Genomic DNA, 26,736 nt, shown 5'->3' with positions numbered 1-26,736 from the left:
TAAAATCAGACCGGTTTTGTTCAGGTATCGCATTGGGGTGGGTAGACTGAAAAAAGCAAAGCCGGGTTGCGACCTTGGGGAAAAATATTGAAATCGCTCAGATGGCGGTGCGGCACGGGTTTGATTGTCCTGTGCGGCATGCTGATAACAGGCGCGACAACAACAAGCGCACAGCAAAGTGTCGATGTCCGTACAGATGAAGCCCGGAATTTCATTGGCGATTTTACGCAGATCATTGATGCGGCGGAACGGTCGCGCCTTTTGCTTCAGACCGATGATGGCAGCGATATCAGTTTTGCCGATGTACTGGCCAATCCCGATGATGTTGTCCTGAATTTCCGCTGGGCCAAGGCGCAGATTGCGCGCGGGGATGTCCGCGGGGCGTCGGCGACACTGGAACGCATCCTTGTGCTTGATCCCGATCTTGCCGCGATCAGGCTTTATTACGCGATTGTGCTTTATCGGCTTGATAGCCTTGACGAGGCGCGTGCGCAGTTTGAACGCCTGCGGGCGATGAATGTATCGCCCGATGTTGCGGCCGATATTGACCGTTATCTTTCGGCGATTGAGACACGGCGCAAGCGGCTTCATCAGTACCTGACCGTGACCTTTGGCAGCCAGATTGACAGCAACCGCAATGCGGCACCATCCGACAAGCAGCAGCTTGTCACCGGGACACTGACCAATATCACGGCCGCCGAGGACAAGCCGCGCAACGATATCGCCCATATCGGGGCGATGCGTTATGACATCAGCTATGACCTTGGCTATCAGGAAGGGCACGAGGTTTTTGCCGCCCTGACCGGCTATGGCAGCGATCAGGTGCAGATCGACAGCCTTGATCTGGGGTCGTTTTCGGTTGACCTTGGCGCGCGTATCCGCGGCGGATATTTCAGCCTGACCCCGGTCATAAACCAGACCGTGCAGTCGCTTTCGCGGGAAAAATACCTGACATCGCGAAGCGGTCGATTGCGGGCGGACTGGAACATCCGGCCCGATACCAATCTTTACACCGAAGTCAGCTATGCCGATGAACGGTATCAGAATACGACGGAATCAAGTGCGCTTCGGCTGCATTCCGGGCAGCGATATGGCGCACGAACCGGGGTGAATTACGCCTGGAGCCCGTCAAACCGCACGACGATTGATCTTAATGCGGGTCAAAAAGAAGCCGCACGCAATTTCAACAGTTATGACAGCTTGAGTGCGGAACTGATCCATGCTTATCTGTTTGGCGGGGGAAGTTATATCAGCGGAAGTGTTCGCTATGGTCTTGATCAATATCGCGATCCGGACTTTCTGGTGACCGGCAATTCGCCGCAACACCGACAGGACCGGACGACGAGATTGCGACTGACCTATGGTGCGCCGCTTTCGCAAATGCTGCCAGATGACTTGTTTGGGGATAGCAAAACGGCAGGACAGATATATGCCTTTCTGGCACCGATCAACTGGTCGGTCACCGGTGAATATCTGAACACAGAATCAAACATTCCCAATTACGAATATCATAACGCGCGCGCGCAGTTTTTCCTGACGCGCCGTTGGGAGTTTTAGGGAATGGGAGTTCTAGGGATGTCGGTATTTAAAGCTTTGGCCCCCCGTTACGCGAAGCGGGCAAGACATATGCAGCTTGCAGCCCTTTCAGGGGCGGTACTTCTGGCAAGCGTTACCATGGCACAGGCCGAACGCAGCGGTGAAATGGCGGGGGTTTCTGCTGCGGTCACGGGCGAGGTGCTTCTGGCGCAGTCGGTTGGCGAGGTTGGTGTTCTGGTTGAAAGCGGCATGCCGGTTTACCTTGGCGACCGCATCACGACATCGGCCCATTCAGGCATGCAGATCCTGTTGCTGGATGAAACGGTGTTTACCATCGGCCCGAACAGCGACCTTGCGATTGATGAATTCGTTTATGACCCGGTGACCGGCGATGGCAGGATCGTTGCCGATATGGCGCGCGGTGTCGTGCGGTTTGTCACCGGTAAAATCCCGCTTAAAAATCCATCGAGCATGGATGTCAATCTGCCGGTCGGATCGATTGGCATTCGCGGCACCATCGGCCTGATCCGGTCGGTTTCAGCCGATGAAGCCAACCAGATCGTGCCGGGCAGTTTTGATTTTTCAAGCGATGAGAGCAATAGCGGCGAAGGCCCGCAGATTTTCATGGCGGTCAATCAGGGGCCGGGCCTTTCACGCAATGACACCACATCGCGCCCCGGTGCCTTTGCCGTGTTTGACCAGAACGGCAATAGTGAAAACGTGACCGGCGAGAATTTCGGTGTGTTTGTTGCCAACAACAAGGTCACCGAACCGATCCGCTTCCCGGAAAGCCTTGCAACATTCGACTTTTCGCGCGCATTGGTGCGCACGGCATCGAACAGCCAGAACGAGGGCGGCAGCACAGCATCCTCCGCGCAGGCATCGGGTGGCAACAGCCTGACGACACAGCAGACCCGTCAGGCAACAACGCAAACCGGATCAACCATGGCCTCGACACTTGACGTCGCCATGGCGCAGGTATCGAGCACGAATGCCGGGGGTAGCGTCACGGACGCAGCCACGGCCTTGAATCAGGTCGAGGAAACCACGCAGAATAATGGTGGTGGCAGCAGCGAATTCACATTTGATGGTATGCGTCAGATCACCAGTGGATCGGCTTCTACCGGAACGATCAATGTGGATGGTGCCAACATTGATTACAGCTTTAGCTCAAATGTCGATTTTGCGAACCGGACGATTGGCATCCTGTTTTCAAACATTACCCAAACAGGTTCCGGCTTGACCGGCAAAGCAGGGTTCCTTGATGGCAGCTTTAACGCTACCACATACGATTATTCCGGTAGCAACGGGCAGGTAGCTTTCTCGGGCTCCGACTTTCAGTATACCTCCGACTGTGTGACGCTTGGCTGCAATGCGTCCGCAACTTTCAAAGATGCCTATAATGTCGATTTCGACCTTTCGACCACAGACTACCCGGACGGAGAGTCCGGTTCAGGTACGTTGACCCCATAGCTTTGGTATTGACGTGACCGATCAACCAAACACACCCGGACGCCTTTCACGCGCACGCGTGACCCTGTGGCTGCATTATCTGGTGCCGCTGGCCGTGCTTCTGGTTTGTGTGGTTCTGCGCTGGCAGGATGTGCCGCTGGTCGGGCAGTTGCGGATGTCGGTGTTTGACACCTATCAGCGGATCGCGCCGCGTGCGTTCGAGGATGTCGGTGTCAGGATCATCGATATTGACGAGCGCAGCCTTGATGAAATGGGGCAATGGCCGTGGCCGCGCACGAGGCTTGCGGAACTGATTTACCGGTTGCGGCTGGCAGGGGCACAGGTTGTCGGTTTCGATATCGTATTTGCCGAGCCGGACCGCACATCGCCCGCGCGGGTCGTGCATGACTGGCCCAAAAATGATAACAGCGACGCCTTGGCAAAACTTGCCGAAACCCTGCCTGATCATGATTTGCTGTTTGCCGAGTTTATCAATGGTGTCGGGCAGGTGGTTACCGCCGCCCAACTGACATCACAACCGTTCAGCACCCTGCCCCGGCAGGTCGGCAATTTCAGCGTTGGCGGCGAAGCCGGTCGGCATCTGGCGGATTTCATCCCGGTGCTTTCGGGGGCGACCGCGAACCTTTCGGTGATTGAGGAAGCCGCGGCAGGCAATGCGATCATCAATGTATCGCCCGAACAGGACGGGGTTGTGCGCCGGGTTCCGCTGATGCTAGCGCTTGATCACGAGGAACCGTTGATCGGCAAGCCGGTTTACCCGACGCTTTCGATGGAAGTTTTCCGTATTCTTCAGGATGCCCCGCGCACCATGAATGTACGGCTATCAGGTGCCAGTGGTGCAACGCGATGGACCACCGCCGAGGGCGTTGAAGCCATCCGGGTTGGCGAGGTCACCATCCCCACCGATCAATCGGGCCATATGTGGGTCCATTTCGCCGGGCACCGCGCCGAACGATATATTTCGGCGGCCGACGTGATCAAAGGCAACCTTCCCGAACGGGCCCTTGAAAACACGGTTGTTCTGATTGGCACCAGTGCGGCGGGGTTGCTTGATTTGCGATCCACCCCGCTTGATCCGGTTCTGCCCGGTGTTGAAATCCATGCCGAGATGTTAGAACAGATGCTTCTGGGGCAGTTCCTGACGCGGCCATATTGGGTTGCGGAGATCGAGACGCTTGTCCTGTTGCTGGTGGGCCTGTTTTTCGTTCTGGCGATCCCGAAGCTTGGTGCGGTCTGGCCGGCAATCATTGGTGGCACCATGACCGTGGCAGCAGGCGGGTTTTCATGGTGGGCCTATAGCAGCCAGCAAATCCTGATTGATCCGGTATACGGCGCGGTGTCGCTGGTGGCGGTTTATCTGATTGCCAGTTCAATCGGTTTCATGCGCACCGAAGGCGAACGCAAACAGGTGCGTGCGGCCTTTGCCAACTATCTGTCACCGGCACTGGTTGAACAGCTTGCCCGCCACCCGGAACGTTTGAAACTGGGCGGGGAAACCCGCGACATGACATTGCTGTTTTGCGATGTGCGCGGGTTTACGTCGATCTCGGAGGGGTTCAAATCAAACCCGCAGGGATTGACCCGGTTGATCAACCGGCTGCTCACCCCGCTTAGCAAGGCGATTCTGGACCGCGAAGGCACCATCGACAAATATATGGGCGACTGCATCATGGCGTTCTGGAACGCGCCGCTTGATGTCCCGGCACATGCGCGCCGGGCCTGCGAAAGTGCGCTTGCGATGTTTGATGCGCTTGAACACCTTAATGCGCGCCGTGCAGAGGAAGCAACCGAAGAAAGCCAGGACTATCTGCCACTGAATATCGGGATCGGGATCAATAGCGGCAATTGCCTTGTCGGCAATATGGGATCTGATCAGCGGTTTGATTATTCGGTGCTGGGCGATGCGGTCAATCTGGCTTCAAGGCTTGAGGGGCAGTCAAAAAATTACGGTGTCGGCATTGTCATTGGCGAGGAAACGGCAAGACAGGCGGCGGATGGTTTCGCCATCCTTGAGCTTGATCTGATTGCCGTGAAGGGCAAAAGCGAGGCGGTGCGCATCTTTACCCTGCTGGGCGACAGTACGATTGCCCATAGCGCGGAATTTGCCGACCTGCGTGACCGCCATATGCAGATGATCCAGAGCTATCGATTGCAGGATTGGGATGGTACGGAACAACTGATTGAGGAATGCATCAATCTTGCGACCGATATGATCGGGCAATTTGACCTTGTCGGGCTTTACGGGCTTTATCGTGATCGCATTGCGACATTCCGTGCAAGCCCGCCACCTTCGGACTGGGACGGTGTTTTTGTCGCGACCAGCAAGTAATCCGTTCCCTTGCATTTCAAATGCGATCAACCGAAGCTGAGCATCCCGTCACCTAAAGCCCCTGCCCCACCTTAAAGAACCGAGGCCCCGATGAATTTTTCGTCTGATAACGTGTCGCCGATCTGCCCGGAAATCCTTGCCGCGATTGGCGAGGCCAGTGACCCGGCCCTGCCTTATGGTGCAGATGAAGCAAGCCAGCAGCTTGATCACGCGTTTTCGGACCTGTTTGGCAAGGAGGTCGCGGTGGTGCCAGTCGCCACCGGGACGGCGGCCAATCTTGTCGGGTTGTCGGCATTGGTATCCCCGTTCGGCGGGGTGGCCTGTCATCATCAGGCGCATATCAACCGGACGGAATCGACCGGGGTGGCATTTTATGGCAATGGGGCAAAATTGATGACCATGGACGGGCCATCGGCGAAGCTGTTGCCCGAAACGCTTGATGCGTTTTTAACCCGCGAAAACACCCATGGCATGCATTCGGTTGACCCGGAATGTGTGGCCATCACGCAGGCGACCGAATTCGGCACGATCTATGACGTTGATGAAGTTCAGGCGATTGGCAGGGTAACAAAAACACACGGCATGAAGTTTTTCATGGATGGGGCGCGATTTGCCAATGCGATTGCCGCCCTTGGTTGCCATCCGGCGGATATTACCTGGAAGGCGGGGCTTGATGTTTTAAGTTTTGGGGCAACCAAGAACGGGGCGATGGCGGTGGATGCGATCATCCTGTTTGATCCGTCATTGCGCGGCCGGGTCGAAAAGGCGCGCAAACGGGGCGGGCATCTGTTTTCCAAACACCGTTATCTGGCCGCACAGCTTCTGGCCTATGTGAAAGATGATCTTTGGCTGCGCAATGCACGCCATGCCAATCAGGCCGCAAGCGCCCTTTGCCAGTCGCTTGAAACGCTTGGCGCGCGGGCGGCCTTCACCCCGCAGGGTAACGAGCTGTTTGTGCATATGAACGATGATCTGGCGGATCGGTTGCGCAAGGCTGGTCTGGTATTTCGGCCATGGCCGGCGGTCGGGGCGGATGCGTTTCGCTTTGTTAGCGGCTGGAACAGCCCGATTGAGGCAATCCGCGCCTTGCCCGAAACACTATAGGCATCATTGCCATTCAAACGGATCGCATGTGATAAAGGGTGGCCGGTTGGCGGAATGACGCCCGGCTCCGCATTAACGCCACCACAAGACACGGACCCGTTCGATGAATTTTGCCTCTGATAATGTATCGCCCCTGTGCCCGGAAATCCTGGCAGCGCTGGAACACGAAGCCCACGGCAATGCCCCCGCCTATGGCAATGATGACACCAGCCAGCAGCTTGACGCGGCCTTTGCCGAGCTGTTTGACAGGGAAGTGGCCGTTGTTCCGGTCGCCACCGGCACCGCGGCAAACTGCATCAGCCTGTCGGCACTGGTATCGCCGTTTGGCGGGATCGTTTGCCATCACGAGGCCCATATCAACGAAGATGAAAGTACGGGCGTTGCGTTCTTTACCGGCGGGGCGAAGCTGATGCCGGTTGATGGCCCGGCGGCAAAGCTTGAAGCCGATAATCTTGATGCCTTTCTGGCAAGCCGGGTGGATCGCGGGGTGCATTCGGTGGCCCCGGAATGCGTTGCGATCACGCAGGCGACCGAATTGGGCACGGTTTATTCCGCCGATGAAGTTGCCGCCATTGGCGCGATTTGCAAAAAGCGTGACCTGCGGTTTTTCATGGATGGGGCACGGTTTGCCAATGCGGTTGCCCATCTGGGCTGTCATCCGGCGGATATCACGTGGAAGGCCGGTGTCGATGCGATCAGCTTTGGGGCGACCAAGAACGGTGCGCAGGCGGTTGATGCGATTGTCCTGTTTGATACGTCACTGCGCGGCAAGGTCGAGCAGGCCCGGAAGCGCAGCGGGCATCTGTATTCCAAGCATCGTTATCTGGCCTCGCAGCTTCTGGCCTATGTGAAGGATGATCTTTGGCTGCGCAATGCGCGCCACGCCAACGGGGCGGCCAAAACCCTTTGTGACATGCTGGTTTCGCATGGGGCAACATTGGCGCATGCCGCTGATGGCAACGAGATTTTTGCGAATATCCCCGCCGAACTGGCGCAGAAAATGCGCGATGCCGGGGCGCTGTTTTATCCATGGCCGTCATTGGGGGCGGATGTTTATCGATTTGTGACAGCGTGGAACACGGATATCGCGCAAATCAGTGAGCTTAATGATCGCATTGCGCGCAATTGATCGGCGCAAGGGGTTCCGTGGTCAAACGAATCTAGAAATTTCAAGAAGATAGATCGGATGGAAAAGCACGTTAGCTTTATGTGTTTTTCCGTTCGGTCATCAGTAGCCCCGAAAAAAATGCACGGCTCCCATACCCGATTGTGGGGGACAATTTCATAAAAATAACAAACACTTGACATAAATTCATCATTCCTTCGATCAGATCGTCCTACGTAAAACCCCGCAGGAAACGTTGACGATACCCAGAAACCCTGATTATTTTCCCTCGTCGATTGCCAACATAAATGTTGGATCGGGTAAACCCGCCCGTCTATTTGCGCAAATTGCAATGCATGAGCCGTTCAAGGCCAGCAGCCACCAGCGCAAATTGTTCGGGCCAGCCTTGAGGGAGGCATCTTATATGAAAGCGAATTTCGTCAAAGCGGCGATCGGTGCAGGTCTGCTTGCAGCGACTGCGCTTGCTGCTCCGACTGCCGCTTCGGCAAAAACCCTGGTTTATTGCTCGGAAGGAAGCCCGGAAGGCTTCAACCCGCAGCTTTACACCGCGGGTACCACCTTTGACGCCACCTCGCGTCAGGTCTTCAACCGTCTGGTACAGTTCAAGCGCGGCACGACCACCATCGTTCCGGGCCTTGCAACCAGCTGGGACGTATCGGCCGATGGCACGGAATACACCTTTAACCTGCGTAAAGGCGTTAAATTCCAGACCACCGATGCCTTCACCCCGACCCGCGATTTCAACGCAGACGACGTGATCTTCTCGTTCCGTCGCCAGTGGGACAAAGAACATCCGTACCATCCGGTTTCGGGTGGCGGTTACGAGTATTTCAACTCGATGTCCATGGGCGAACTGATCAAGGACATCGTCAAAGTTGACGATTACACCGTCAAATTCGTTCTGAACCGTCCGGAAGCACCGTTCATTGCCAACATGGCGATGGATTTCGCATCCATCCTGTCGGGTGAATATGCCGATCAGCTGATGGCTGCCGGTACGCCGGAACAGATCGACCTGAACCCGGTCGGTACCGGCCCGTTCCAGGTTGTCCAGTATCAGAAAGATGCGGTCATCCGTTACAAGGCGTTCCCGGAATATTGGGAAGGCAAGGCACCGATTGATAACCTGATCTTTGCCATCACCCCGGACAGCACGGTTCGTTACCAGAAGCTGAAAGCCGGTGAATGCCATGTCATGCCGTACCCGAACCCGGCTGACCTGACCGCGATGGAAGCCGATGGCGACATCAACCTGATGAGCCAGGAAGGTCTGAACGTCGGTTATCTTGGTTATAACACCCAGAAAGAGCCGTTCACCAATGTCAAGGTCCGTAAGGCCCTGAACATGGCGATCAACAAGGCTGCGATCATCGAAGGTGTTTATCAGGGTGCAGGCGTTGCCGCCAAAAACCCGATCCCGCCGACCATCTGGTCGTACAACAACGATACCGTTGACGATCCGTATGATCCGGAAGCCGCCAAGAAGTTGCTGGCAGAAGCCGGTTATCCGGATGGTTTCACCACCGATATCTGGGCCATGCCGGTACAGCGTCCTTACAACCCGAACGCACGCCGTATGGCTGAACTCGTTCAGGCTGACTGGGCTGCGATTGGCGTGAATGCCGAAATCGTTTCCTACGAGTGGGGCGAATATCTTGATCGCACCAAAAAAGGTGAACAGGGCAGCTTCATGCTCGGTTGGACCGGCGATAACGGCGACCCCGACAACTTCCTTGCTGTTCTGCTGGGTTGCGATGCCGTTGGCAGTGCGAACCGTGCACAGTGGTGCAACGAGGAATTCGACAGCTTGATCCAGCAGGCGAAAACCACTGCTGATGTTCTTGAGCGTACCCGTCTGTACGAAGAAGCCCAGGCCGTCTTCAAACGTGAAGCACCGTGGGCAACCATCGCGCACTCGATCGTTTTCGAACCGATCCGTAACGAAGTTGTCGACTACAAGATCGATCCGTTTGGCGGTCACATCTTCTACGGCGTCGATATCAAAGAATAACACGCCCCTACACCTTGCCGAGGAGGCCCGGTTTTCCGGGCCTCTTTGCAATTCCGCAATAGAGAGAGACGTCCGCCCGCAGGCCCGCGCGCGGATGCCAAAAAAGGCCCAATGGCATGTTAGGTTTCCTTTTACGCCGTTTGGGTGACGTCATACCGACTTTCTTTGGCGTTACCATTCTGGTGTTTCTGATGATTCACCTGATCCCGAGCGACCCGATCCAGATGCGCGCAGGTGAACGCAGTATCGACCCCGAACGATACGCCGAACTGCAAAAGGAATATGGTTTCGACAGGCCGCTTGTTGTTCAGTATTTCGATTATCTGGGCGGTGTGTTGCAGGGTGATCTTGGTGAGTCCTTTGTCACCAAACGTCCGGTGATCGAAGAATTCGCGACCCTATTCCCGGCTACGATCGAACTGTCCGTCGCGGGGATTCTGTTTGCGATCATTATCGGTTTGCCATTGGGGGTCATTGCCGCGATCAACAGGGGAAAGTGGCTTGACCACCTGACCATGAGTTTATCGCTGACCGGATATTCAATGCCCATCTTCTGGTGGGCGCTGCTGTTGATCATGTTCTTTTCGACAACGCTTGGCTGGACCCCGGTTTCCGGTCGCCTGTCGATCATGTATTACATCGAGCCGACCACCGGTTTCATGCTGATCGATACGTTGCTTAGCGATGAAAAAGGCGCGTTTCTCAGTGCGCTCCGTCATCTGATCCTGCCGACGATTGCGCTTGGCACCATTCCGATGGCCGTGATTGCGCGTATGACGCGGTCCTCGATGCTTGAAGTTCTGGGCGAGGAATATATCCGGGTGGCACGCGCCAAGGGCCTAGCCCCGATGCGGGTGATCATGGTCCATGCGCTGCGCAATGCCCTGATCCCGGTGATTACGGTGATCGGCCTTCAGGTCGGTGTGCTGTTTGCCGGTGCGATCCTGACTGAAACCATTTTCTCGTGGCCCGGTATTGGCAAATGGATTGTCGAGGCACTGAACCGCCGCGATTACCCGACCATCCAGGGCGGCATCCTGATGATTGCCTTCGTGGTTATGGCGGTCAATCTGTTCGTCGATCTGATGTATGGGGTGATCAATCCCCGCATCCGGCACAAGCGTTAAGGGGGCACGGGAAATGACAAACCAGAATACCCAATCAACCACCCCCGAAACGGCAGCAGCCGAAGCGGCGGCAGTGGAAGACCAGAAGATCAACCCGCCAAGTCCGTTCATGGAAACGTGGAATTATTTCCGCAAGAACCGTGGTGCTTATGTTGGCCTGATCATCATCTGCTTTATCCTGTTCATGGCGGCATTCGCCCAATGGGTTGCGCCGTTTGATCCGATTGCACAGGACCGCACCGCGTTCCTGAAACCGCCGATCTGGATGGAAGGTGCTGATCCGCGCTATATCCTTGGCACGGATGCGGTTGGCCGCGATATCCTGTCGCGCCTGATCCATGGCGCGCAGCTTTCGGTGACCATCGGCGTATTCGTCGTGATCATTTCGATGGTTGCCGGTATCGTTCTTGGACTGGTTGCCGGATATTTCCGCGGCTGGATCGAAGTCGGCATCATGCGCTTGATGGATACCATGCTGGCCCTGCCCAGCCTGATCATGGCGATGGCGATTGTCGCGATCCTCGGCCCGGGACTTGAAAACGCCATGCTGGCGATTGCGATTGTCCAGTTGCCGCATTATGTGCGCCTGTCGCGTGCCTCGGTGGTATCCGAACTGAACAAGGAATATGTCATCGCATCGCAGATTGCCGGTGCCGGTCATATGCGCCAGATGTTCGTCAATATCCTGCCGAACTGCATGGCGCCCCTGATCGTTCAGGGCACATTGGGTATTTCCAGTGCCATCCTTGATGCTGCCGCCCTTGGCTTCCTTGGCCTTGGCGCACAGCCGCCGCTGCCGGAATGGGGTACCATGCTGGCCGAAGCCCGCGAATTCGTGGGATCGGCATGGTGGGTGATCACCTTCCCCGGCCTTTGCATCCTCGTCACCGTGCTTGCCTTCAACCTGATGGGTGATGGTCTGCGCGATGCCCTTGATCCCAAGATGAAGCGGTAAGTCATGGCTCTTCTCGAAGTTAAAAACCTGACAGTCGAGTTCGGCTCCGAAGACCGGCCGTTCCGTGCTGTTGATAATGTAAGCTATTCCGTTGATCGCGGCGAAGTCCTTGGCATCGTCGGGGAGTCGGGGTCGGGTAAATCCGTATCCTCGCTTGCCGTCATGGGCCTGATCGACTACCCCGGTCGTGTCACCGCCGACAGCCTGACCTTTGACGGTCAGGACCTGCTGACGATGTCGCCTGGCAAACGCCGTGCGATTACGGGCAAGGATATCGGCATGATCTTTCAGGATCCGATGTCGGCCCTTAACCCGTGCTTTACGGTCGAGGCCCAGATCATGGAAGCCCTGAAAGTCCATGAGGGCGGTTCGAAAAAAGAGCGGCGTGAACGTACGCTTGACCTTCTGAACCAGGTGGGTATTCCCGATCCGAAATCACGCATGACCGCCTATCCCCATCAGCTTTCGGGCGGGATGAGCCAGCGTATCGTGATTGCGATGGCGATTGCGTGCAATCCGCGCCTGCTGATTGCCGATGAACCGACCACCGCCCTTGACGTGACCATTCAGGCCCAGATCATCGACCTGCTGCTGAAATTGCAGGACGATAGTGACATGGCCCTGATCCTGATCACGCATGATCTGGCACTGGTTTCCGAAGCGGCTGATCGCATTCAGGTGATGTATGCCGGTCAGCTGTTTGAAAGTGGCCCGGCGGACAGCATCTTTGCCGCCCCGCGCCATCCCTATACCCAGGCGTTGCTTGAGGCATTGCCGGAACGCTCCGAAGGGCATGACCGCCTGCGCACCATCCCCGGTGTGGTTCCGGGCCAGTATGACCGGCCGGCAGGCTGTCTTCTGGCACCGCGTTGCCGTTATGCCAATGATCGTTGCGTTGTCGAACGCCCCGATGTTGGTGCCTATAACGGGCGCGATGTGCGTTGCTTCTATCCGCTTGACGACCGCGGCCAGCCAACCGGCCAAACCACCGGCCAAACCACCGGCCAAACCACCGGGGAGACCGTGTAATGAGTTTTCTTGATGCAAAACCCGGTGTTCCGTTGCTGGAATCCGATGATCTTGTCCGTCACTATGAAGTCAGCCGCGGCCTTGGCAAACCCAGTGCGATGGTCAAGGCGCTTGATGGTGTTTCCTTTACGCTGGAAGCCAAAAAGACGCTGGCGGTTGTTGGCGAGTCCGGTTGTGGCAAGTCCACACTTGGCCGTCAGTTGACCCTGATTGAAAAGCCCAGTGCCGGACAGCTTAAAATCAATGGCGAAGCGGTTGGTGATCTGAGTGACAAGGAAGCAAAACTGTTCCGTCGCACGGTTCAGATGATCTTCCAGAACCCTTACGGGTCGCTGAACCCGCGCAAGAAAGTCGGTCAGATCCTTGGCGAGCCGGTGTTGCTTAACATGGATCTGGGCCGCAAGGAGCGCGAGGAACGTGTGCGCGAAACCATGGCCAAGGTTGGCCTGCGCCCCGAATTTTACGGGCGCTATCCGCATATGTTTTCCGGCGGGCAGCGTCAGCGTATCGCGATTGCACGTGCGCTGATCCTTGAACCGAAAGTCATCGTTGCCGATGAACCGGTTTCCGCCCTTGACGTGTCGGTGCAGGCACAGGTTCTGAACCTGATGATGGACCTGCAGGAAGAGATGAATGTCGCCTATGTCTTCATCTCGCACGATCTTTCTGTCGTCCGCCATATTGCAGATGACGTCATGGTGATGTATTTGGGGCGCGTCGCTGAAAAGGGACCGACCGAAGAAATCTTTGCCAAGCCGCTGCATCCCTATACAAGGGCGCTTCTGGCATCGGCACCAAAGATCGATCCGGCGCATCGCGTCAAGGCAGAACCGCTTACCGGTGAACTGCCTTCACCGATCAATCCGCCGTCGGGCTGTGCGTTTCATAAACGCTGCCCGTTTGCGACCGACCATTGCGCACAGGTTCGTCCTGAATTGCGCATGTATGAAGGCCGCGAGGTGGCGTGCCATCGGGTCGAAGAAATCGCCTGAAAACAGGCGATCACCCGGATATCCGGGTAGACAAGGGAGCAAGGGGGCGCGCTTTTATAAAGCTGCGCCCCTGAGCCTTTCAGGGTCACAAGAAAGCCCGCAAAGGCTTTGCTTGCTGTATGCGAACCCTGAGAACAAAACTCAGCCCAAGAATGTTTCTTCGTGCGTGGCCTGATATTGCTGTATCCCGCTTCTCATCCTGCCTTGCCAGTTATGCACAAAGTCTAAAACCTCTGGTGTTTCAAGATGGGCTTTCAATGACGATTGATCGCGCCAACGTTCGGCAATAACGAGACGCCCCGGGCACGCCGCATCAGGATTAACCGCATAAAAAAGACAGCCTTTTTCGGGTGTTGCATTGCGCGCGATCACCTGAACGTCGGCGATGAACTGATCAATTTCATGTGGATCAACATGAATGTGCCCCATCAGGATGATCATGTCATTCCACCACAAGCACGATCTTGCCCTGAATGTGCCCTTTGGCCGCACGTTCATGAGCCTTGCGGGCATCGGCAAGCGGGTATGTGCTGTCGAGCACGACGCGAAGTGTGCCGTCAGTCAGCAGATTGGCAAGCTCCGCCAGTTGATCGCCGTTCGAGCGAACCTGCGTTGCCGATACCGTAATGCCAAGCTTTTCGGCTTCTTCGTGACTGGAAAAGCCCAGCGGGAACACCGGGAAAAGGGCACCACCCCGTTTGATCGTGGGCAGGAAACGCCCGGCGGTCGGTCCGCCAAGGGCATCAATCACAAGATCAATATCCCGCACGACGTCTTCGGGTGGGGTTTTCGTATAATCGATAAACTCGTCAGCCCCCAAGTCGCGCAGAAGCGCCTCGTGTTTGCCAGACGCAACCGCGATGACCCTGGCACCTTTGAGTTTTGCGACCTGCACGGCAAAATGCCCAACACCACCGGCAGCGCCATTCACCAGAACGGTTTTCCCCGAAAGTTCAACCGGCTTATGCTGATAGGACTGAAGCGGATTTGGTTCGTCATGTCCCAGATCAACCAGGAACTGCCAAGCGGTCAGAAGCGACATTGGTACCCCCGCCGCATGCACATGATCAATCCCGTCCGGCTTGGGCGCGGCTTCCGATGCAGGGACCGTGACATATTGTGCATAGGCCCTGCTTCCCCCGGCAAGCCCGGACGGGAAACGAACCATGGCGTAAACGTCGTCTCCTGGCGCAAAGCCGGTAACATCATCAGAAACGGCGTCAACGACACCTGATATGTCGGTTCCAAGTATCACCGGGAAGGATATTTGCGGCTGCCATTCCGGCGGAAGCATCCTGTAGCCATCACGCAAATACCAGTCGGGCGGATTAATCCCGACCGCGTGCACCCGGACCCTTATTTCACCCGGTCCCGGATCAGGTATCGGCGCGTCCTCGTAGCGCATGACCTCGGGCCCGCCGAACGCGTGCTGACGGACCGCCTTCATCATCTTTGTCATCACTGCTTCTTCTTTCATCGCATATATGCTATCCACAATCGGAGCACTGATCCGCATTTATGGAGCAGTGCTCCGTTTGTCAAGAGGAACATATGCGAGCCGACGCAAAGAAGAACTACGAACATCTGCTTGCCATCGCGCGGGAGGTTGTCAAAGACCAGGGTGCGGAAGCATCTTTGCGCGACATCGCCCGCAAAGCCGGGGTGGGACTTGGTACGCTGTACCGACATTTTCCAACGCGCGAGGCACTGCTTGAAACCCTGCTTCGCGAGAGCTTTGACGGGCTGAAAGAATCAGCGCGCGAACGCGAAACCGCAAGTTCGCCGGATGATGCGCTGGTATCGTGGTTACGTGATCTTGTTGCGTGCGCGAACGACTATCGCGGCGTCATTGCCGCGATGGTGGCCGCCATTGAGGATGAAGAGTCGGCTCTTCATGCGTCGTGCGTTACCATGAAAGCCGCGGGGACAAGGCTCCTTGTCCGGGCACAGGAAAAAGGCGTCGCACGCACCGATATTGATGGCGGAGACCTGTTTGCGATGGTGGGCGCACTTGCCTGGCTTGGCGATCAGCCATCATCGGCACCACGTGCGGATCATCTGTTCAATGTCATCACCAGCGCCATCCTGAAAAAGTGATGGCCGGGACCATCACATCCGCAAACCGTCGCGGATCAGGCGCTACTACGCGTGCGGTCCGTCAGCGCCAGCAGCACCCCTGCGGCGATCAGAAGGCTGCCGCTGATGCGGTTAAGCCAGCGCATGTGGCGGGCGGAACGGATCAGCCCCTTTACCTGCCCGCCGACAAGCCCGTATCCGAGAAGGACACAGGCCTCCATCGCGATGAAGGTCACCCCCATGATCGCAAATTGCGGGCCATATGAACCGGCCTGATCAAGGAATTGCGGAAAGAAGGCGGTAAAGATCAGGATCGCCTTGGGATTGCCGATTGCGGTCAGGAATTCCGTCCGGGCCAATGACATCGCACCGGGATGGGCGATAAAGCCGACGCTATCACCGGGAACCTCGGGCTCGGCAACTTTGGTTCGCCAGCTTTTGAGGCCCAGATAAACCAGATAGATCGCCCCACCCCATTTGATGATCATGAAGGCGGTTTCGCTGGCGGCAAGCACCACGCCAAGCCCCATGGCCGTCACAACGATCATCAGGGCAAAAGCCAGCAGGCGGCCCGCCCCGCCAATGGCGGCTGACGCAACGCCGTGACGCGCGCCATTGAACATCGCGAGAAGATTATTCGGTCCGGGGGCCATCGAAAGCGCCAAGGCCGCGCCGGAAAACAGCAACCATGTATCGAGCTGCATTTCGGGAAGTCCTGTGAAAAATGGGTGACCGGCTGATTGCGCCCGAAATTCAGTCGCGCGTCAAGGCGGCAATCATCGTTGCCGCCGCCGGCCATTTCGACGACAGGTCGGCCCGCTTGCCCATGGCGAAATCGGCGAAGTCAAAACCGGGGGCCACCGTACAGCCCAGAAGGGCAAATTTGCCACCTTGTTTCAGGCGCGCCCCCTGCCAGACATTTTTCGGCACGATCATTTGTGGTTTCTGCCCCGCCAGCAGGTCATTGCCGATTTCAACCAGCCGATGACTGCCATCGGCATAAAGTTGCAGCTGTTCGACCGGATCGCCAAGGTAATGATGGAAAATCTCGTCACTGGTCAGGATATGCATGCCTGAGAAGGTATCGGGGGTCAGCAGGTAATAGATCGCGGTCCCCGTTGATCGCACGCCAAGATACCGGTTGCCCGGATTGCAGGTTTCCAGCGCCCGGAATGTTTCGGCGTAAAAGCCGCCTTCGGGATGAGGTTGCAAGCCGAGTTTTTCGATCAATTGGTCGATGGTGATATCGCGGGACATGGCGCACTTCCCTGCATGGGGTGGATGATGGCCGACCATCATGACAAAAAAGGGGAACGGTGCAAACCGTCCCCCTGGTATTTTCTGTATCGGTAGATTGATCAATCGGTGAAATCGCGGCCTAGTGGCCCTTGTGTTCCTGATCGCCCATTTTCATGTTGCCGTGATCCATCCCGGCATCACCATGCGGGCCTTTGGACATGGTATCCATCACATCAATGGTCACCGGCACGTCGCCCGCCTTTTCAAAGGTCAGGGTCACGTCGATTTTTTCACCTTCGACCAGCGGCTTGTGCAGGCCGATCAGCATGACGTGATAGCTGCCCGGTTTGAACAGGACTTCGCCATGCATCGGCACATCGATCCCGCCTTCGACCGGGCGCATCTTCATGACGTTGTTTTCCATGATATGCGTGTGCAGTTCGGTTTTATCGGCCAGATCGGATTTCACCCCGACAATGCGATCCGCCATGCCGGTATTTTCCACCGTCAGGAAGGCTGCACCATTTGGCACCTTGCCAAGCGATGCCTTGGCCCAGGCATCCTTGATTTCGATATCGGCGGCAAACGCCTGGGTCGCGGCAAACAGACCGGCCAGGGTCGCAATAACAGCAAACAGTTTTTTCATGATCTTTGTTTCCATCCTTGTCCGGTGTGGATTGGTTGCATCACACCGGTAATTTGATTTCGGGTGTATTGGAAAATCAGATGGAATGCGGGGGTGCGCGGGAATAGCGCGTACGCGGCACGGTGATCGTTGCGACAAGCAGGCGGGCTTGCGCATATTCGGCATCATGGATGATTGAAACCGGCGCGCCAAACGGCACGTCCAGACTTGCCATCGCCCCATGATGGGACGCGCATAGCGAACAGAAACCATGACCGGCAGAATGCCCGCCGGAATTTTGTGACGCGGCATCGGGGCCGACGTCGCCAAACGATATGGCGCGCACCCCATCCGCCGTGCAGATGAAGATCAGATCGCCACCGGGTTCGGCATTGGCCCCGGTAATGGCGGTTAACCCGCCACCACTGGCACCGCCATACATCGCACTCACGAAACCCGACTGCGTCACCCCGGTCATCAGGATGACGAATGCCAGCATCCAGACGCGCAGGATGTTGCCAGCGGCCCGGATTTTCGTATGTGACAGCATCGGTCTGGTGCGAATAAGCATGGATTGGGTATGCCCGAATTTACCCCCCGCGACAATGACATAAATCATTGCCGCAGAATGACAGTTGGGGCACGATCACCGCCGAAAAAGCTGACCCAGGCTGATCGAAAGGATACGTTTTTGCCCTACGCGATGGCTGTTCCGATATCCCTGCCCCATCCTGCAATGGTCGATGCCGATTGGGCGGACAGTTTTGCGATCACGATTGACGATCCCGACATCACCCCCGAACAAGCCGCGCAAAAGATCATGGATGGCCGGCCGGTCTGGATGGGGTATCTGCTGGCACTGCGTAACGCGATGGTCCGTCCGCTGGGGCTTAAAACCGCGCCGGAACCCGATGCCGATGTCATCGGGCTTTTCCCGGTGATTGAGCGCGGGGACGATTTCATCGTGCTGGGCATGGATGACAGGCATCTTGATTTTCGGCTGACGGTCGAGGTCGAAAAATTCCAGTGCGGGCAGACGGTGATCCGGTCAACCACCCTGATCCGGCGGCATAATATGCTGGGCCGGGTGTATCTTGGCACCATCATGCCGTTTCATAAGGCGATTGTGCCCGCGATGCTGAACGGTGCGTTCGCATCCCGATAGGCGGATAAAGAACGGGCCGGTCAAAACCGGCCCGCATCATCACATCAGATCATATCACGTGCGCGGACCAGTTCATCGAACTTCGCCCCGTCAAGGAAGCCGAGCGCAATGGTTGCTTCCTTAAGGCTGCTGCGATCCTTGTGCGCCTTTTTGGCGACGGCGGCGGCATTGTCATAACCGATATGCGGGGCCAGGGCGGTCACCAGCATCAGGCTTTGTTCGACATAGTGATCGATTTTTTCCTGATCGGCTTCAAGGCCGACAACGCAGTTATCGGCAAAGCTGACCGAGGCATCGGCAATCAGACGGATCGATTGCAGCAGGTTATAAATGATCACCGGTTTGAACACGTTCAGATCCAGATGACCGTTTGAACCGCCGACAGTCACAGCAACATGGTTGCCGATCACCTGTGCACAGACCATGGTCAGGGCTTCGGCCTGGGTCGGGTTGACCTTGCCCGGCATGATCGATGATCCCGGCTCGTTCGCGGGCAGAACCAGTTCACCAAGCCCGCAACGCGGACCGGAACCCAGCAGACGGATATCATTGCCGATCTTCATCAGCGACGTCGCCAGAACGTTCAGCACACCCGACATCTCGACACAGGCATCGTGGGCGGCAAGGGCTTCGAATTTGTTGGCCGCCGTTTCGAATTTCAGGCCGGTGATATCGGATACCTGTTTGGCAAATTCGACATCAAAGCCCTTTGGCGCGTTCAGGCCAGTGCCAAGGGCCGTGCCGCCCTGTGCCAGTTTGCGAAGCCGGACCAGTGCATCATCAATGCGATCAAGGCCAAGGGCGATCTGGGCGGCATAGCCCGAAAATTCCTGCCCCAGTGTCAGGGGCACCGCATCCTGCATGTGGGTGCGGCCGATTTTGACGATATCGGCAAAGGCTTCGACCTTGGCATCAAGGGCACTTCGAAGATGGGCAAGGGCCGGTTTCAGGTTTTCTTCGATCTCGACCACAGCGGCGATATGCATTGCGGCGGGGAAGCTGTCATTGGACGACTGCCCGCGATTGACATGATCGTTGGGATGAACCGGATCGCGTTTGCCCATCGGCTTGCCAAGGATTTCGCACGCACGGTTGGCGATGACCTCGTTGGCATTCATGTTGGTCTGCGTGCCACTGCCGGTCTGCCAGACGACAAGCGGGAAGTGATCAAGAAGCTTGCCATCGGCGACTTCGCGCGCGGCGGCCTCGATTGCCTCGGCAAGGTTGGCATCCAGATTGCCAAGGGCAGCATTGGCGCGTGCGGCGGCAAGTTTCTGTATCCCGAACGCCCGGATCAGGGCATCGGGCATGCGTTCGCCGCCAATGCGGAAATTCTGTTTGGATCGCTGGGTCTGCGCCCCCCAATACCGGTCCGCGGGCACATCGATGCTGCCCATGGTGTCCTGTTCGGTGCGGGTGGTCACTGGATTGGTCACGATAGAAATCCTCCGTGTCAGAAAACATACTGACCGGGGCGGGAACCCGGCTGGCAATTACGTTTTGCCGTTCCCGAATATGGGCGCAAATGATCTTTCGCGCAAAGTCACTATGTTGAAAAAAAGCAGTTTTATCGCCAGCGATAAAATATCAGCCGACGATTGCCCCCTGATCTGCGGAAACATTGTCCTGCCATGCGACAATCTGAACGCCGATGCGATCCAGATGTGACAGCAGTTTTTCCGGCGGCAACCGATCCGTGATCACCCCGGTCAGGGCTTCAAGCGGTGCGATGTTTTCAAGGTAACGCTGATCGAACTTGGTGTGATCGACCATCAGCCAGGTTTCATCGGACCGTTCCATCATGGCACGTTTGACCGCAACCGCGCGGCGGTTAACGTCGCTAAAGCCCTGCCATGCGACGCCCGATGCGCCAATAAAGGCCTTGTTGGCATGGAAACGGCGCAGGAATTCGACGGTATCATTGCCGTAAACCGCGTTTTCACGTGGATCGAACTGCCCCGGGCACATGATGACATCATCAATCACCGCCTGTTCGCCCATGCCATGCACCACCGCGTAGCAATTGGTCAGAACCGTGCGCCGCAATGCGCCGGGATTCTGGGCCATATAGGGGGCAAGCTGGCTGACGGTAGACCCGGCATCGATCATAATCACGTCACCCGGCCGGATCATGGTTCCGGCCATGATGCCGATCCGTTCGAACCCGGCAACCGCGGTCATCTGTCGCTGCGCCAGATCGGGTTGATGGCCCATTGGCTGTGCCGATGCGCCGCCAAATTCGCGCTTGATCAGGCCATTTTCGCTTAGCGCATCAAGATCACGGCGAATTGTTTCAGTTGCCACATCGAATCGTTCCGCCAATGTGGCAACTCTCACATGCGGATGGATTTGCAGCTCCTGAAGAATGCGCTGCTGACGTTCTTTTTTTCCGATACGCAAAGACGCTCTCCCCCCTGAATACCTTTGATCGCACCCCATTCCGGCAAGGTTAGCAGCAATCCTTGTAACCATTTGTTACAGTTTTGTGTTGCTTTTCCAACTTTTTGACCTTCTATAATGTTGATAAAAGCAACAATAAAACCAACAAAACCACATTAAAAATGGCGCTTTACCAGCGTTTACAGGGAAGAAAGGTTCGATCACATGTTTTCACATGCGAAAAAAACAGACTTTTTGAAAGTTTCTACGGTGCTTGCCGCCATCGGCATGATGAGCTTTGGCAGCACCCAGGCATATGCGGCCGATGATTGCATCGCACGCGGCGATCTTGACCAGATGTATTGCGACATGGATGGCGATCTGGTCGCCGATGCACCGGCTGCCGATCAGCAGGTTGATCCCGACACCCTCGTATTTGCCTATACCCCGGTCGAAGACCCGGCGGTTTACGCCGATATCTGGGAGCCGTTCCTTGAACATCTTGAAAAAGTAACCGGCAAGGATGTTCACTTCTTTGCGGTTCAGTCGAATTCCGCCGAAGTAGAAGCCATGCGCAGCGGCCGTCTGCATGTTGCCGGTTTCTCGACCGGGCCGACCCCGTTTGCGGTTAACCTTGCCGGTGCGGTTCCGTTTGCCCTGATGGGTGGCGATGACGGTCGTTTTGGCTATACCTTGCAGCTTTATACCCGGGTTGACAGCGGCATCAATTCGCTTGCCGATCTTAAGGGCAAACGTGTTGCGCACACCTCCCCGACCTCGAACTCGGGCAACCTGGCACCGCGCGCTCTTCTGCCCGGTCAGGGCATCGTCCCGGAACAGGATTACGAAGTCGTCTATTCCGGATCGCACGACCAGTCGATGCTGGGCGTTGTCGCCGGTGACTATGACGCCGCCCCGGTCGCATCCGAAGTGGTTGAACGTATGGCCCAGCGTGATCTGTACGATCCGGCTGACGTCAAAATCCTTTATGAAAGCAAGCCGTTCCCGACCACTTCGTTCAACTATGCCTATAACCTGAAGCCCGAACTGATCGAAAAGATCAAGGAAGCCTTCTTTACCTTCGACATGAAGGGCACCGCCCTTGGCGAAGAGTTCAAAGGCGTGTCGAAATTCGTACCTGTCACCTATCAGAAAGACTGGGACGTTATTCGTGAAATCCAGGCTGCCAACGGTGTGAAATACACCCCGGACAACCTGAAGTAATCCCTTCTTTCAAACTGCTTCTGCCGGGATCGATTTTCGGTCCCGGTAGTCTTTTTTTTTCAAGGTATCGTGATGCTGCGTATCAAAGATCTGGTCAAACGCTATGGCAAGGATGAGGCTGTTCTCAAGGACCTGAACCTTGAAGTTCCGGGCGAAAGCGTCGTTGCCATCATTGGGGCATCGGGCGCTGGTAAAAGCACGCTTTTGCGCTGCATTAACCGCCTGGTCGAACCGACATCGGGCTCGATTGACCTTAACGGCACCGAACTGACGACTTTGTCGGGTGGCGAGTTGCGTCTGGCACGTCGTCGTATCGGCATGATTTTTCAGGGTTTTAACCTGATCAACCGTTTGACGGTGATGGAAAATGTTCTGTCGGGACGGTTGGGATATGTCCCGACCTGGCGCGCCATGACGCGCAATTTCCCCCAAAGCGACATTGATCGTGCGTTTCAATTGATGGAACGTGTCGGCATTGCCCATTATGCCAACAAACGCGCCGATGAATTATCGGGTGGCGAACGCCAGCGCGTCGGCGTCGTTCGTGCCTTGATGCAGGAACCTGAAATCCTGCTGGCCGATGAACCGACCGCGTCGCTTGACCCCAAAACATCCCGACAGATCATGGAATTGCTGCGTGCGCTTGCATCCGAGCTGCACCTGCCGGTTCTGATCAATATCCACAATGTCACCGAGGCCAAGGAATATACCCAGCGCATCGTCGGCATGCGGTTTGGTCGCATCATCTTTGACAGCGTTCCGACCGATCTGACCCAGGATGCCATGGATGAAATCTATGCCGGGGTTCCGGCAGAAGAACGCGGCGAAACCGGTGATGCGGAATCCCTGCGCGAGGTGGTATCGCAATGACCAGCTCCGTTGAAAAAACAACGGGCCATCGCACTTGGAAAAAGCCGCCCTTTATCGCCAATCCGGCGATACGCTGGGCGATTATTCTTGGCGTATTGGCCTATGTCGTTTGGGCGGTCACCAGCCTGCCGTTTAACTGGGAACGTATTCAGGAAGGCATTCCGCGCGCCATCCGTATTTTCAAGGGCGCTTTCCCGCCGGACATGATCCGGGGCGAACTGGTGTTGCAGGGTTTTCTTGAAAGCATCAAGATCGCCATCGTTGCAACCCTTGCCGGTGTGATGCTCAGCGTGCCGATTGCCTTTGCCGCCGCATCCAATATTGCGCCCAAATGGCTTTATAACATCGGGCGTGCCACGATCATTATCGCGCGCAGTTTCCATCCGGTGATCGTTGCCATCCTGTTCGTCAAGGCGGTCGGTTTTGGTCCGCTGGCGGGGATTTTGACCCTGACGATCTATTCCATCGGTTTCGTTGCCAAAATGCTGGCCGAACGGATCGAGGAAATCGACTGGGGCCAGGTCGAAGCCATCCGGGCGGCCGGGGGCGGGACATTCATCACCATGCTTTATGCCGTGATCCCGCAAATCATGCCCCGCCAGATCGGTCTTTCGATCTATCAGCTTGACAGCAATCTGCGTGCATCCGCCGTGGTCGGCATTGTGGGCGCGGGCGGGATCGGATCGACCCTGATGAATGCGTTTCGGCGCTATGACTATGACTTCGCGCTTGCGATCACGCTTTGCATTATCGGCGTCATCCTGATCAGCGAAGCCATAAGCGGCCGGATCCGGAGGAACATATGGTAACGACAACACAAAATACCGGACCGGACGCCATCGCCGAACGCGAATGGTCACGCTATACCCCCAAACAACGCTGGCTGCGCTTTGCCATGTATGGCGGTGTCGTGCTGGCAACGGTCTGGTCGCTTTCGACGATCAACATCATCTGGCCGTGGCTTTGGGATGCCCCGCAACAGATGGGCGATCTTTTTTCGCGCATGTATCCGCCATCGCTTAATGATTGGGAAATGATCGCCATCACGTTGCTTGAAACCGTCAATATTGCGACGATTGCAACGTTTTTTGCGGTGTTCCTTTCATTGCCGATTGCCCTGATCGCGGCCCAGAACACCACACCGAACAAGCTGACGCTTTGGATCGGCCGGTTCATTCTGGTGTCGTCGCGGTCGGTCAATACCATCATCTGGGCGCTGCTGTTTGTGGCGATTTTCGGCCCCGGCGTGATGGCCGGTATTCTGGCGATTATTTTCCGTTCGATCGGCTTTATCGGCAAATTGCTGGGCGAGGCGATCGAGGAAATCGACCGGGCCCCGATCGAGGCGCTTGAGTCCGTCGGCGCATCGCGGTTCAAAATCCTGATTTACGGGGTTGTGCCACAGGTCATGCCGACTTTCTTTGCGGTCTCGATCCTGCGCTGGGACATCAACCTCCGCGAAAGTACGGTTCTGGGTCTGGTCGGGGCTGGCGGGATCGGTATCGTCCTGCAAGGCGCGATTGACACCTTTGCCTGGCAGACGGTTGCCACCATTCTTCTGGCGATCATCGGTCTTGTGATCGTGGGCGAGGCTTTGGCGGCCTGGCTGCGCAAAAAGGTGATCTGACGTGTCTGAACATTACGACCTTCTGGTCGTAGGCGGCGGCATCAATGGTGCGGGTATTGCCCGTGATGCCGCCGGTCGCGGTCTGTCCGTCCTTCTGGTCGAACAGCGCGATCTTGCCTCGGCCACGTCTTCATCCTCGACCAAACTGATCCATGGCGGTTTGCGGTATCTTGAACATTACGAATTCCGGCTGGTGCGCGAAGCCTTGCAGGAACGCGAAGTTCTGCTTGCGGCCGCCCCGCATATCATCTGGCCACTGACCTTCGTTCTGCCGCACCATAAAGGGCTTCGGCCCAAATGGATGCTGCGGGCCGGGTTGTTTCTTTATGACCATCTGGCAAAGCGCAAACGCCTGCCGGGGTCCCGTGCGCTATCCCTGAACGGCACGAAAGAAGGCAAACCGCTTCTGGACCAGTTCACCAGCGGCTTTTCCTATTCCGATTGCTGGGTTGATGATGCGCGGCTTGTCGTGCTGAACGCCCTTGATGCGCAGGCCCGCGGGGCGGTGATCAAAACCCGGACGCGCTGTGCCGCCCTTGTGCGCGGAACGGACGGCTGGACGGCGACACTGCAAACCGAAGATGGCAAAGAAACCAGCGTTTCGGCACGGGCCGTGGTCAATGCCGCAGGTCCATGGGTGACCGAAATGGTCGACCGTGCCGGGCTTGGCGACAAGGCCGCGGGGTTACGCCTTGTCAAAGGCAGCCATTTTGTCGTGCCGCGCATTCATCCGCATGATCATTGCTATATCTTCCAGAACGGGGACGGCCGCATTGCCTTTGCCATCCCCTATCAGCGGGACTACACCCTGATCGGGACGACGGATGTGCCCTATGACGGCGATCCGGCCGAGGTGAAGATCAATGATGACGAAATCGATTACCTGCTTGAGCTGGTCAATGGCTATCTGGCGACACCATTAACGCGGGCCGATATCGTTTGGGATTATGCCGGTGTCAGGCCGCTTTATGACGACAAGAACAGCAACGCATCGGCGGTGACGCGCGATTACGTGTTTGATCTGGATACCGGGGACGGCGACGCCCCCGCCATCCTGTCGATCTATGGCGGGAAGATCACCACCTATCGCCGGTTGGCCGAACATGCCCTGCAAAAGCTTTGCCCGGTTCTGGGCAATGATGCATCGGACTGGACCGCGACATCGGTTCTGCCGGGCGGGGATATGAGTGATGGCAATTTCGACCGGTTCTTGGCCGGTGTCAGAACAAAATTGAACTGGCTGCCCGAACAGATCGCCCATCGCTGGGCGCGCTGTTACGGCACGCGCCTGTTTGATATTGCACCGGATGCCAAGGCAATTGGTGATCTGGGTCGGGAAGTTGCGCCCAACCTGTTTGAGGCGGAACTCCGTTTCCTGATGACGCAGGAATGGGCGAGGTCCGCCGAGGATGTCCTTTGGCGGCGGACCAAGCTTGGCCTTGGCATGAAAGAAAGCGATATCAACGCGGTTCGAGACTGGTTTGCAAACAGCGCGGATCAACTTGCCGCACAGTAAGAAACCGGCAACCGGTTACTTGCGCAGATCATCCCATTTGACGAATTCGTGGGCGATGAAATCTTCCATCATCGCCCGCCACATCCGTTCGGCCATGTCTTCGTCAAAGCCATCAATGCGGCACTGGGCACGGACCTTGGTGATCACATCCTCGATCCGGTTTTCGTCACGCACGGCATCCCGGGTCGGTTTGATGCGCGCGGCCTGTTCGATATAGTTCAGCCGTTCCGCCATCAGCGCCACCAGAAGCCTGTCCACCCGATCCACATTCGCACGTACATCGGACATGGTTTCGCAAGGGTTGGCTTTGGTCGTCATCACGGCAGAACTTTC

26 protein-coding genes are annotated in these 26,736 nt (G+C 56.6%); 17 read left to right on the top strand and 9 right to left on the bottom strand.

Features of this window, described 5'->3' with window-relative positions; translation table 11 throughout:
* The first annotated feature begins 87 nt into the window (after nucleotides 1-87).
* The 10 genes from ABIE64_RS15395 (at nucleotide 88) to ABIE64_RS15350 (ending at nucleotide 13,682) form a co-directional block, all read left to right on the top strand.
* On the top strand, nucleotides 88-1,557 hold the full coding sequence (locus ABIE64_RS15395) for a tetratricopeptide repeat protein (protein WP_354377886.1): 1,470 nt from the start codon (nucleotides 88-90) through the stop codon (nucleotides 1,555-1,557).
* Between the two features lie 69 nt (nucleotides 1,558-1,626).
* Nucleotides 1,627-3,009: a FecR family protein gene (locus ABIE64_RS15390; RefSeq protein WP_354377885.1), complete on the top strand. Its 1,383-nt coding sequence runs from the start codon at nucleotides 1,627-1,629 to the stop codon at nucleotides 3,007-3,009.
* A gap of 13 nt (nucleotides 3,010-3,022) precedes the next feature.
* Nucleotides 3,023-5,338, top strand: coding sequence for a CHASE2 domain-containing protein (locus ABIE64_RS15385; protein ID WP_354377884.1), 2,316 nt, complete (start codon nucleotides 3,023-3,025; stop codon nucleotides 5,336-5,338).
* Between the two features lie 90 nt (nucleotides 5,339-5,428).
* Nucleotides 5,429-6,442 (top strand): threonine aldolase family protein, encoded by a 1,014-nt coding sequence (locus tag ABIE64_RS15380; protein ID WP_354377883.1) that lies wholly within the window; start codon nucleotides 5,429-5,431, stop codon nucleotides 6,440-6,442.
* Between the two features lie 103 nt (nucleotides 6,443-6,545).
* Nucleotides 6,546-7,571: a threonine aldolase family protein gene (locus ABIE64_RS15375; RefSeq protein ID WP_354377882.1), complete on the top strand. Its 1,026-nt coding sequence runs from the start codon at nucleotides 6,546-6,548 to the stop codon at nucleotides 7,569-7,571.
* A gap of 400 nt (nucleotides 7,572-7,971) precedes the next feature.
* Nucleotides 7,972-9,579 (top strand): ABC transporter substrate-binding protein, encoded by a 1,608-nt coding sequence (locus ABIE64_RS15370; RefSeq protein ID WP_063093303.1) that lies wholly within the window; start codon nucleotides 7,972-7,974, stop codon nucleotides 9,577-9,579.
* Nucleotides 9,580-9,695: 116 nt separating this feature from the next.
* Nucleotides 9,696-10,706 (top strand): ABC transporter permease subunit, encoded by a 1,011-nt coding sequence (locus tag ABIE64_RS15365; protein WP_341363307.1) that lies wholly within the window; start codon nucleotides 9,696-9,698, stop codon nucleotides 10,704-10,706.
* 13 nt (nucleotides 10,707-10,719) lie between these two features.
* The gene (locus tag ABIE64_RS15360; RefSeq protein ID WP_007091185.1) at nucleotides 10,720-11,661 is read left to right on the top strand and encodes an ABC transporter permease subunit; all 942 of its coding nucleotides are present in this window, start codon (nucleotides 10,720-10,722) and stop codon (nucleotides 11,659-11,661) included.
* Nucleotides 11,662-11,664: 3 nt separating this feature from the next.
* Nucleotides 11,665-12,690: a dipeptide ABC transporter ATP-binding protein gene (gene dppD, locus ABIE64_RS15355; protein WP_071239427.1), complete on the top strand. Its 1,026-nt coding sequence runs from the start codon at nucleotides 11,665-11,667 to the stop codon at nucleotides 12,688-12,690.
* A complete protein-coding gene (locus ABIE64_RS15350; RefSeq protein ID WP_063093300.1) occupies nucleotides 12,690-13,682 on the top strand; it encodes a peptide ABC transporter ATP-binding protein in 993 nt (330 codons plus the stop codon). The genes dppD and ABIE64_RS15350 overlap by 1 nt, the downstream gene beginning before the upstream one ends.
* A 141-nt stretch (nucleotides 13,683-13,823) precedes the next feature.
* Here ABIE64_RS15350 and ABIE64_RS15345 read toward each other — a convergent pair whose 3' ends face one another.
* Nucleotides 13,824-14,123 carry a putative quinol monooxygenase gene (locus ABIE64_RS15345; protein WP_037991123.1) on the bottom strand — a complete coding sequence of 100 codons (300 nt, stop codon included), beginning with the start codon at nucleotides 14,121-14,123 and terminating at the stop codon, nucleotides 13,824-13,826.
* 1 nt (nucleotide 14,124) lies between these two features.
* A complete protein-coding gene (locus ABIE64_RS15340) occupies nucleotides 14,125-15,141 on the bottom strand; it encodes an NADP-dependent oxidoreductase (protein WP_354377881.1) in 1,017 nt (338 codons plus the stop codon).
* A 92-nt stretch (nucleotides 15,142-15,233) separates the two neighbouring features.
* Here ABIE64_RS15340 and ABIE64_RS15335 point away from each other — a divergent pair, with 92 nt between their 5' ends.
* Complete coding sequence (locus ABIE64_RS15335) at nucleotides 15,234-15,779, top strand: TetR/AcrR family transcriptional regulator (RefSeq protein ID WP_007091190.1); 546 nt, start codon at nucleotides 15,234-15,236, stop codon at nucleotides 15,777-15,779.
* 35 nt (nucleotides 15,780-15,814) lie between these two features.
* Here the strand turns inward: ABIE64_RS15335 and ABIE64_RS15330 are convergent, their stop codons facing one another.
* The 4 genes from ABIE64_RS15330 to ABIE64_RS15315 all read right to left on the bottom strand — a co-directional run bounded on the left by ABIE64_RS15330 (nucleotide 15,815) and on the right by ABIE64_RS15315 (nucleotide 18,193).
* The gene (locus ABIE64_RS15330; protein ID WP_114095558.1) at nucleotides 15,815-16,462 is read right to left on the bottom strand and encodes a LysE family translocator; all 648 of its coding nucleotides are present in this window, start codon (nucleotides 16,460-16,462) and stop codon (nucleotides 15,815-15,817) included.
* A gap of 49 nt (nucleotides 16,463-16,511) precedes the next feature.
* Nucleotides 16,512-17,015 carry a cupin domain-containing protein gene (locus tag ABIE64_RS15325; protein ID WP_037991160.1) on the bottom strand — a complete coding sequence of 168 codons (504 nt, stop codon included), beginning with the start codon at nucleotides 17,013-17,015 and terminating at the stop codon, nucleotides 16,512-16,514.
* Between the two features lie 121 nt (nucleotides 17,016-17,136).
* Complete coding sequence (locus tag ABIE64_RS15320) at nucleotides 17,137-17,643, bottom strand: copper chaperone PCu(A)C (RefSeq protein ID WP_354377880.1); 507 nt, start codon at nucleotides 17,641-17,643, stop codon at nucleotides 17,137-17,139.
* Nucleotides 17,644-17,719: 76 nt separating this feature from the next.
* The gene (locus tag ABIE64_RS15315) at nucleotides 17,720-18,193 is read right to left on the bottom strand and encodes a DUF2946 family protein (protein ID WP_354377879.1); all 474 of its coding nucleotides are present in this window, start codon (nucleotides 18,191-18,193) and stop codon (nucleotides 17,720-17,722) included.
* A gap of 120 nt (nucleotides 18,194-18,313) precedes the next feature.
* Between ABIE64_RS15315 and ABIE64_RS15310 the strand changes: the two genes are divergently transcribed.
* Nucleotides 18,314-18,787: a DUF2867 domain-containing protein gene (locus ABIE64_RS15310; RefSeq protein ID WP_354377878.1), complete on the top strand. Its 474-nt coding sequence runs from the start codon at nucleotides 18,314-18,316 to the stop codon at nucleotides 18,785-18,787.
* Nucleotides 18,788-18,831: 44 nt separating this feature from the next.
* Here ABIE64_RS15310 and fumC read toward each other — a convergent pair whose 3' ends face one another.
* Both fumC and ABIE64_RS15300 read right to left on the bottom strand, forming a co-directional pair.
* Nucleotides 18,832-20,223 carry a class II fumarate hydratase gene (gene fumC / locus ABIE64_RS15305; protein WP_220150887.1) on the bottom strand — a complete coding sequence of 464 codons (1,392 nt, stop codon included), beginning with the start codon at nucleotides 20,221-20,223 and terminating at the stop codon, nucleotides 18,832-18,834.
* Nucleotides 20,224-20,374: 151 nt separating this feature from the next.
* Entirely contained in the window at nucleotides 20,375-21,187 is an 813-nt protein-coding gene (locus tag ABIE64_RS15300; RefSeq protein ID WP_354377877.1) for a DeoR/GlpR family DNA-binding transcription regulator, read from the bottom strand.
* Nucleotides 21,188-21,421: 234 nt separating this feature from the next.
* Here ABIE64_RS15300 and phnD point away from each other — a divergent pair, with 234 nt between their 5' ends.
* The 5 genes from phnD (at nucleotide 21,422) to glpD (ending at nucleotide 26,403) form a co-directional block, all read left to right on the top strand.
* Complete coding sequence (phnD, locus tag ABIE64_RS15295; protein ID WP_354377876.1) at nucleotides 21,422-22,390, top strand: phosphate/phosphite/phosphonate ABC transporter substrate-binding protein; 969 nt, start codon at nucleotides 21,422-21,424, stop codon at nucleotides 22,388-22,390.
* A gap of 72 nt (nucleotides 22,391-22,462) precedes the next feature.
* A complete protein-coding gene (phnC, locus tag ABIE64_RS15290) occupies nucleotides 22,463-23,260 on the top strand; it encodes a phosphonate ABC transporter ATP-binding protein (RefSeq protein ID WP_063093294.1) in 798 nt (265 codons plus the stop codon).
* On the top strand, nucleotides 23,257-24,069 hold the full coding sequence (gene phnE / locus ABIE64_RS15285; protein ID WP_063093293.1) for a phosphonate ABC transporter, permease protein PhnE: 813 nt from the start codon (nucleotides 23,257-23,259) through the stop codon (nucleotides 24,067-24,069). The genes phnC and phnE (ABIE64_RS15285) overlap by 4 nt, the downstream gene beginning before the upstream one ends.
* Entirely contained in the window at nucleotides 24,063-24,887 is an 825-nt protein-coding gene (phnE, locus tag ABIE64_RS15280; protein ID WP_097051097.1) for a phosphonate ABC transporter, permease protein PhnE, read from the top strand. Before phnE (ABIE64_RS15285) ends, phnE (ABIE64_RS15280) begins: the two co-directional genes overlap by 7 nt.
* 1 nt (nucleotide 24,888) lies before the next feature.
* On the top strand, nucleotides 24,889-26,403 hold the full coding sequence (gene glpD / locus ABIE64_RS15275; RefSeq protein ID WP_354377875.1) for a glycerol-3-phosphate dehydrogenase: 1,515 nt from the start codon (nucleotides 24,889-24,891) through the stop codon (nucleotides 26,401-26,403).
* A gap of 15 nt (nucleotides 26,404-26,418) precedes the next feature.
* On the opposite strand, the gene ABIE64_RS15270 is transcribed toward glpD, so the two are convergent.
* Nucleotides 26,419-26,721, bottom strand: coding sequence for a chorismate mutase (locus ABIE64_RS15270; protein WP_354377928.1), 303 nt, complete (start codon nucleotides 26,719-26,721; stop codon nucleotides 26,419-26,421).
* Between the last annotated feature and the right edge of the window lie 15 nt (nucleotides 26,722-26,736).

The organism is Thalassospira sp. MBR-102 (assembly GCF_040549275.1).
GTDB classification, from domain to species: domain Bacteria; phylum Pseudomonadota; class Alphaproteobacteria; order Rhodospirillales; family Thalassospiraceae; genus Thalassospira; species Thalassospira xiamenensis.
Note: the sequence above shows the minus strand (reverse complement) of the source record. Positions and strands in the feature narration are given on the sequence as shown.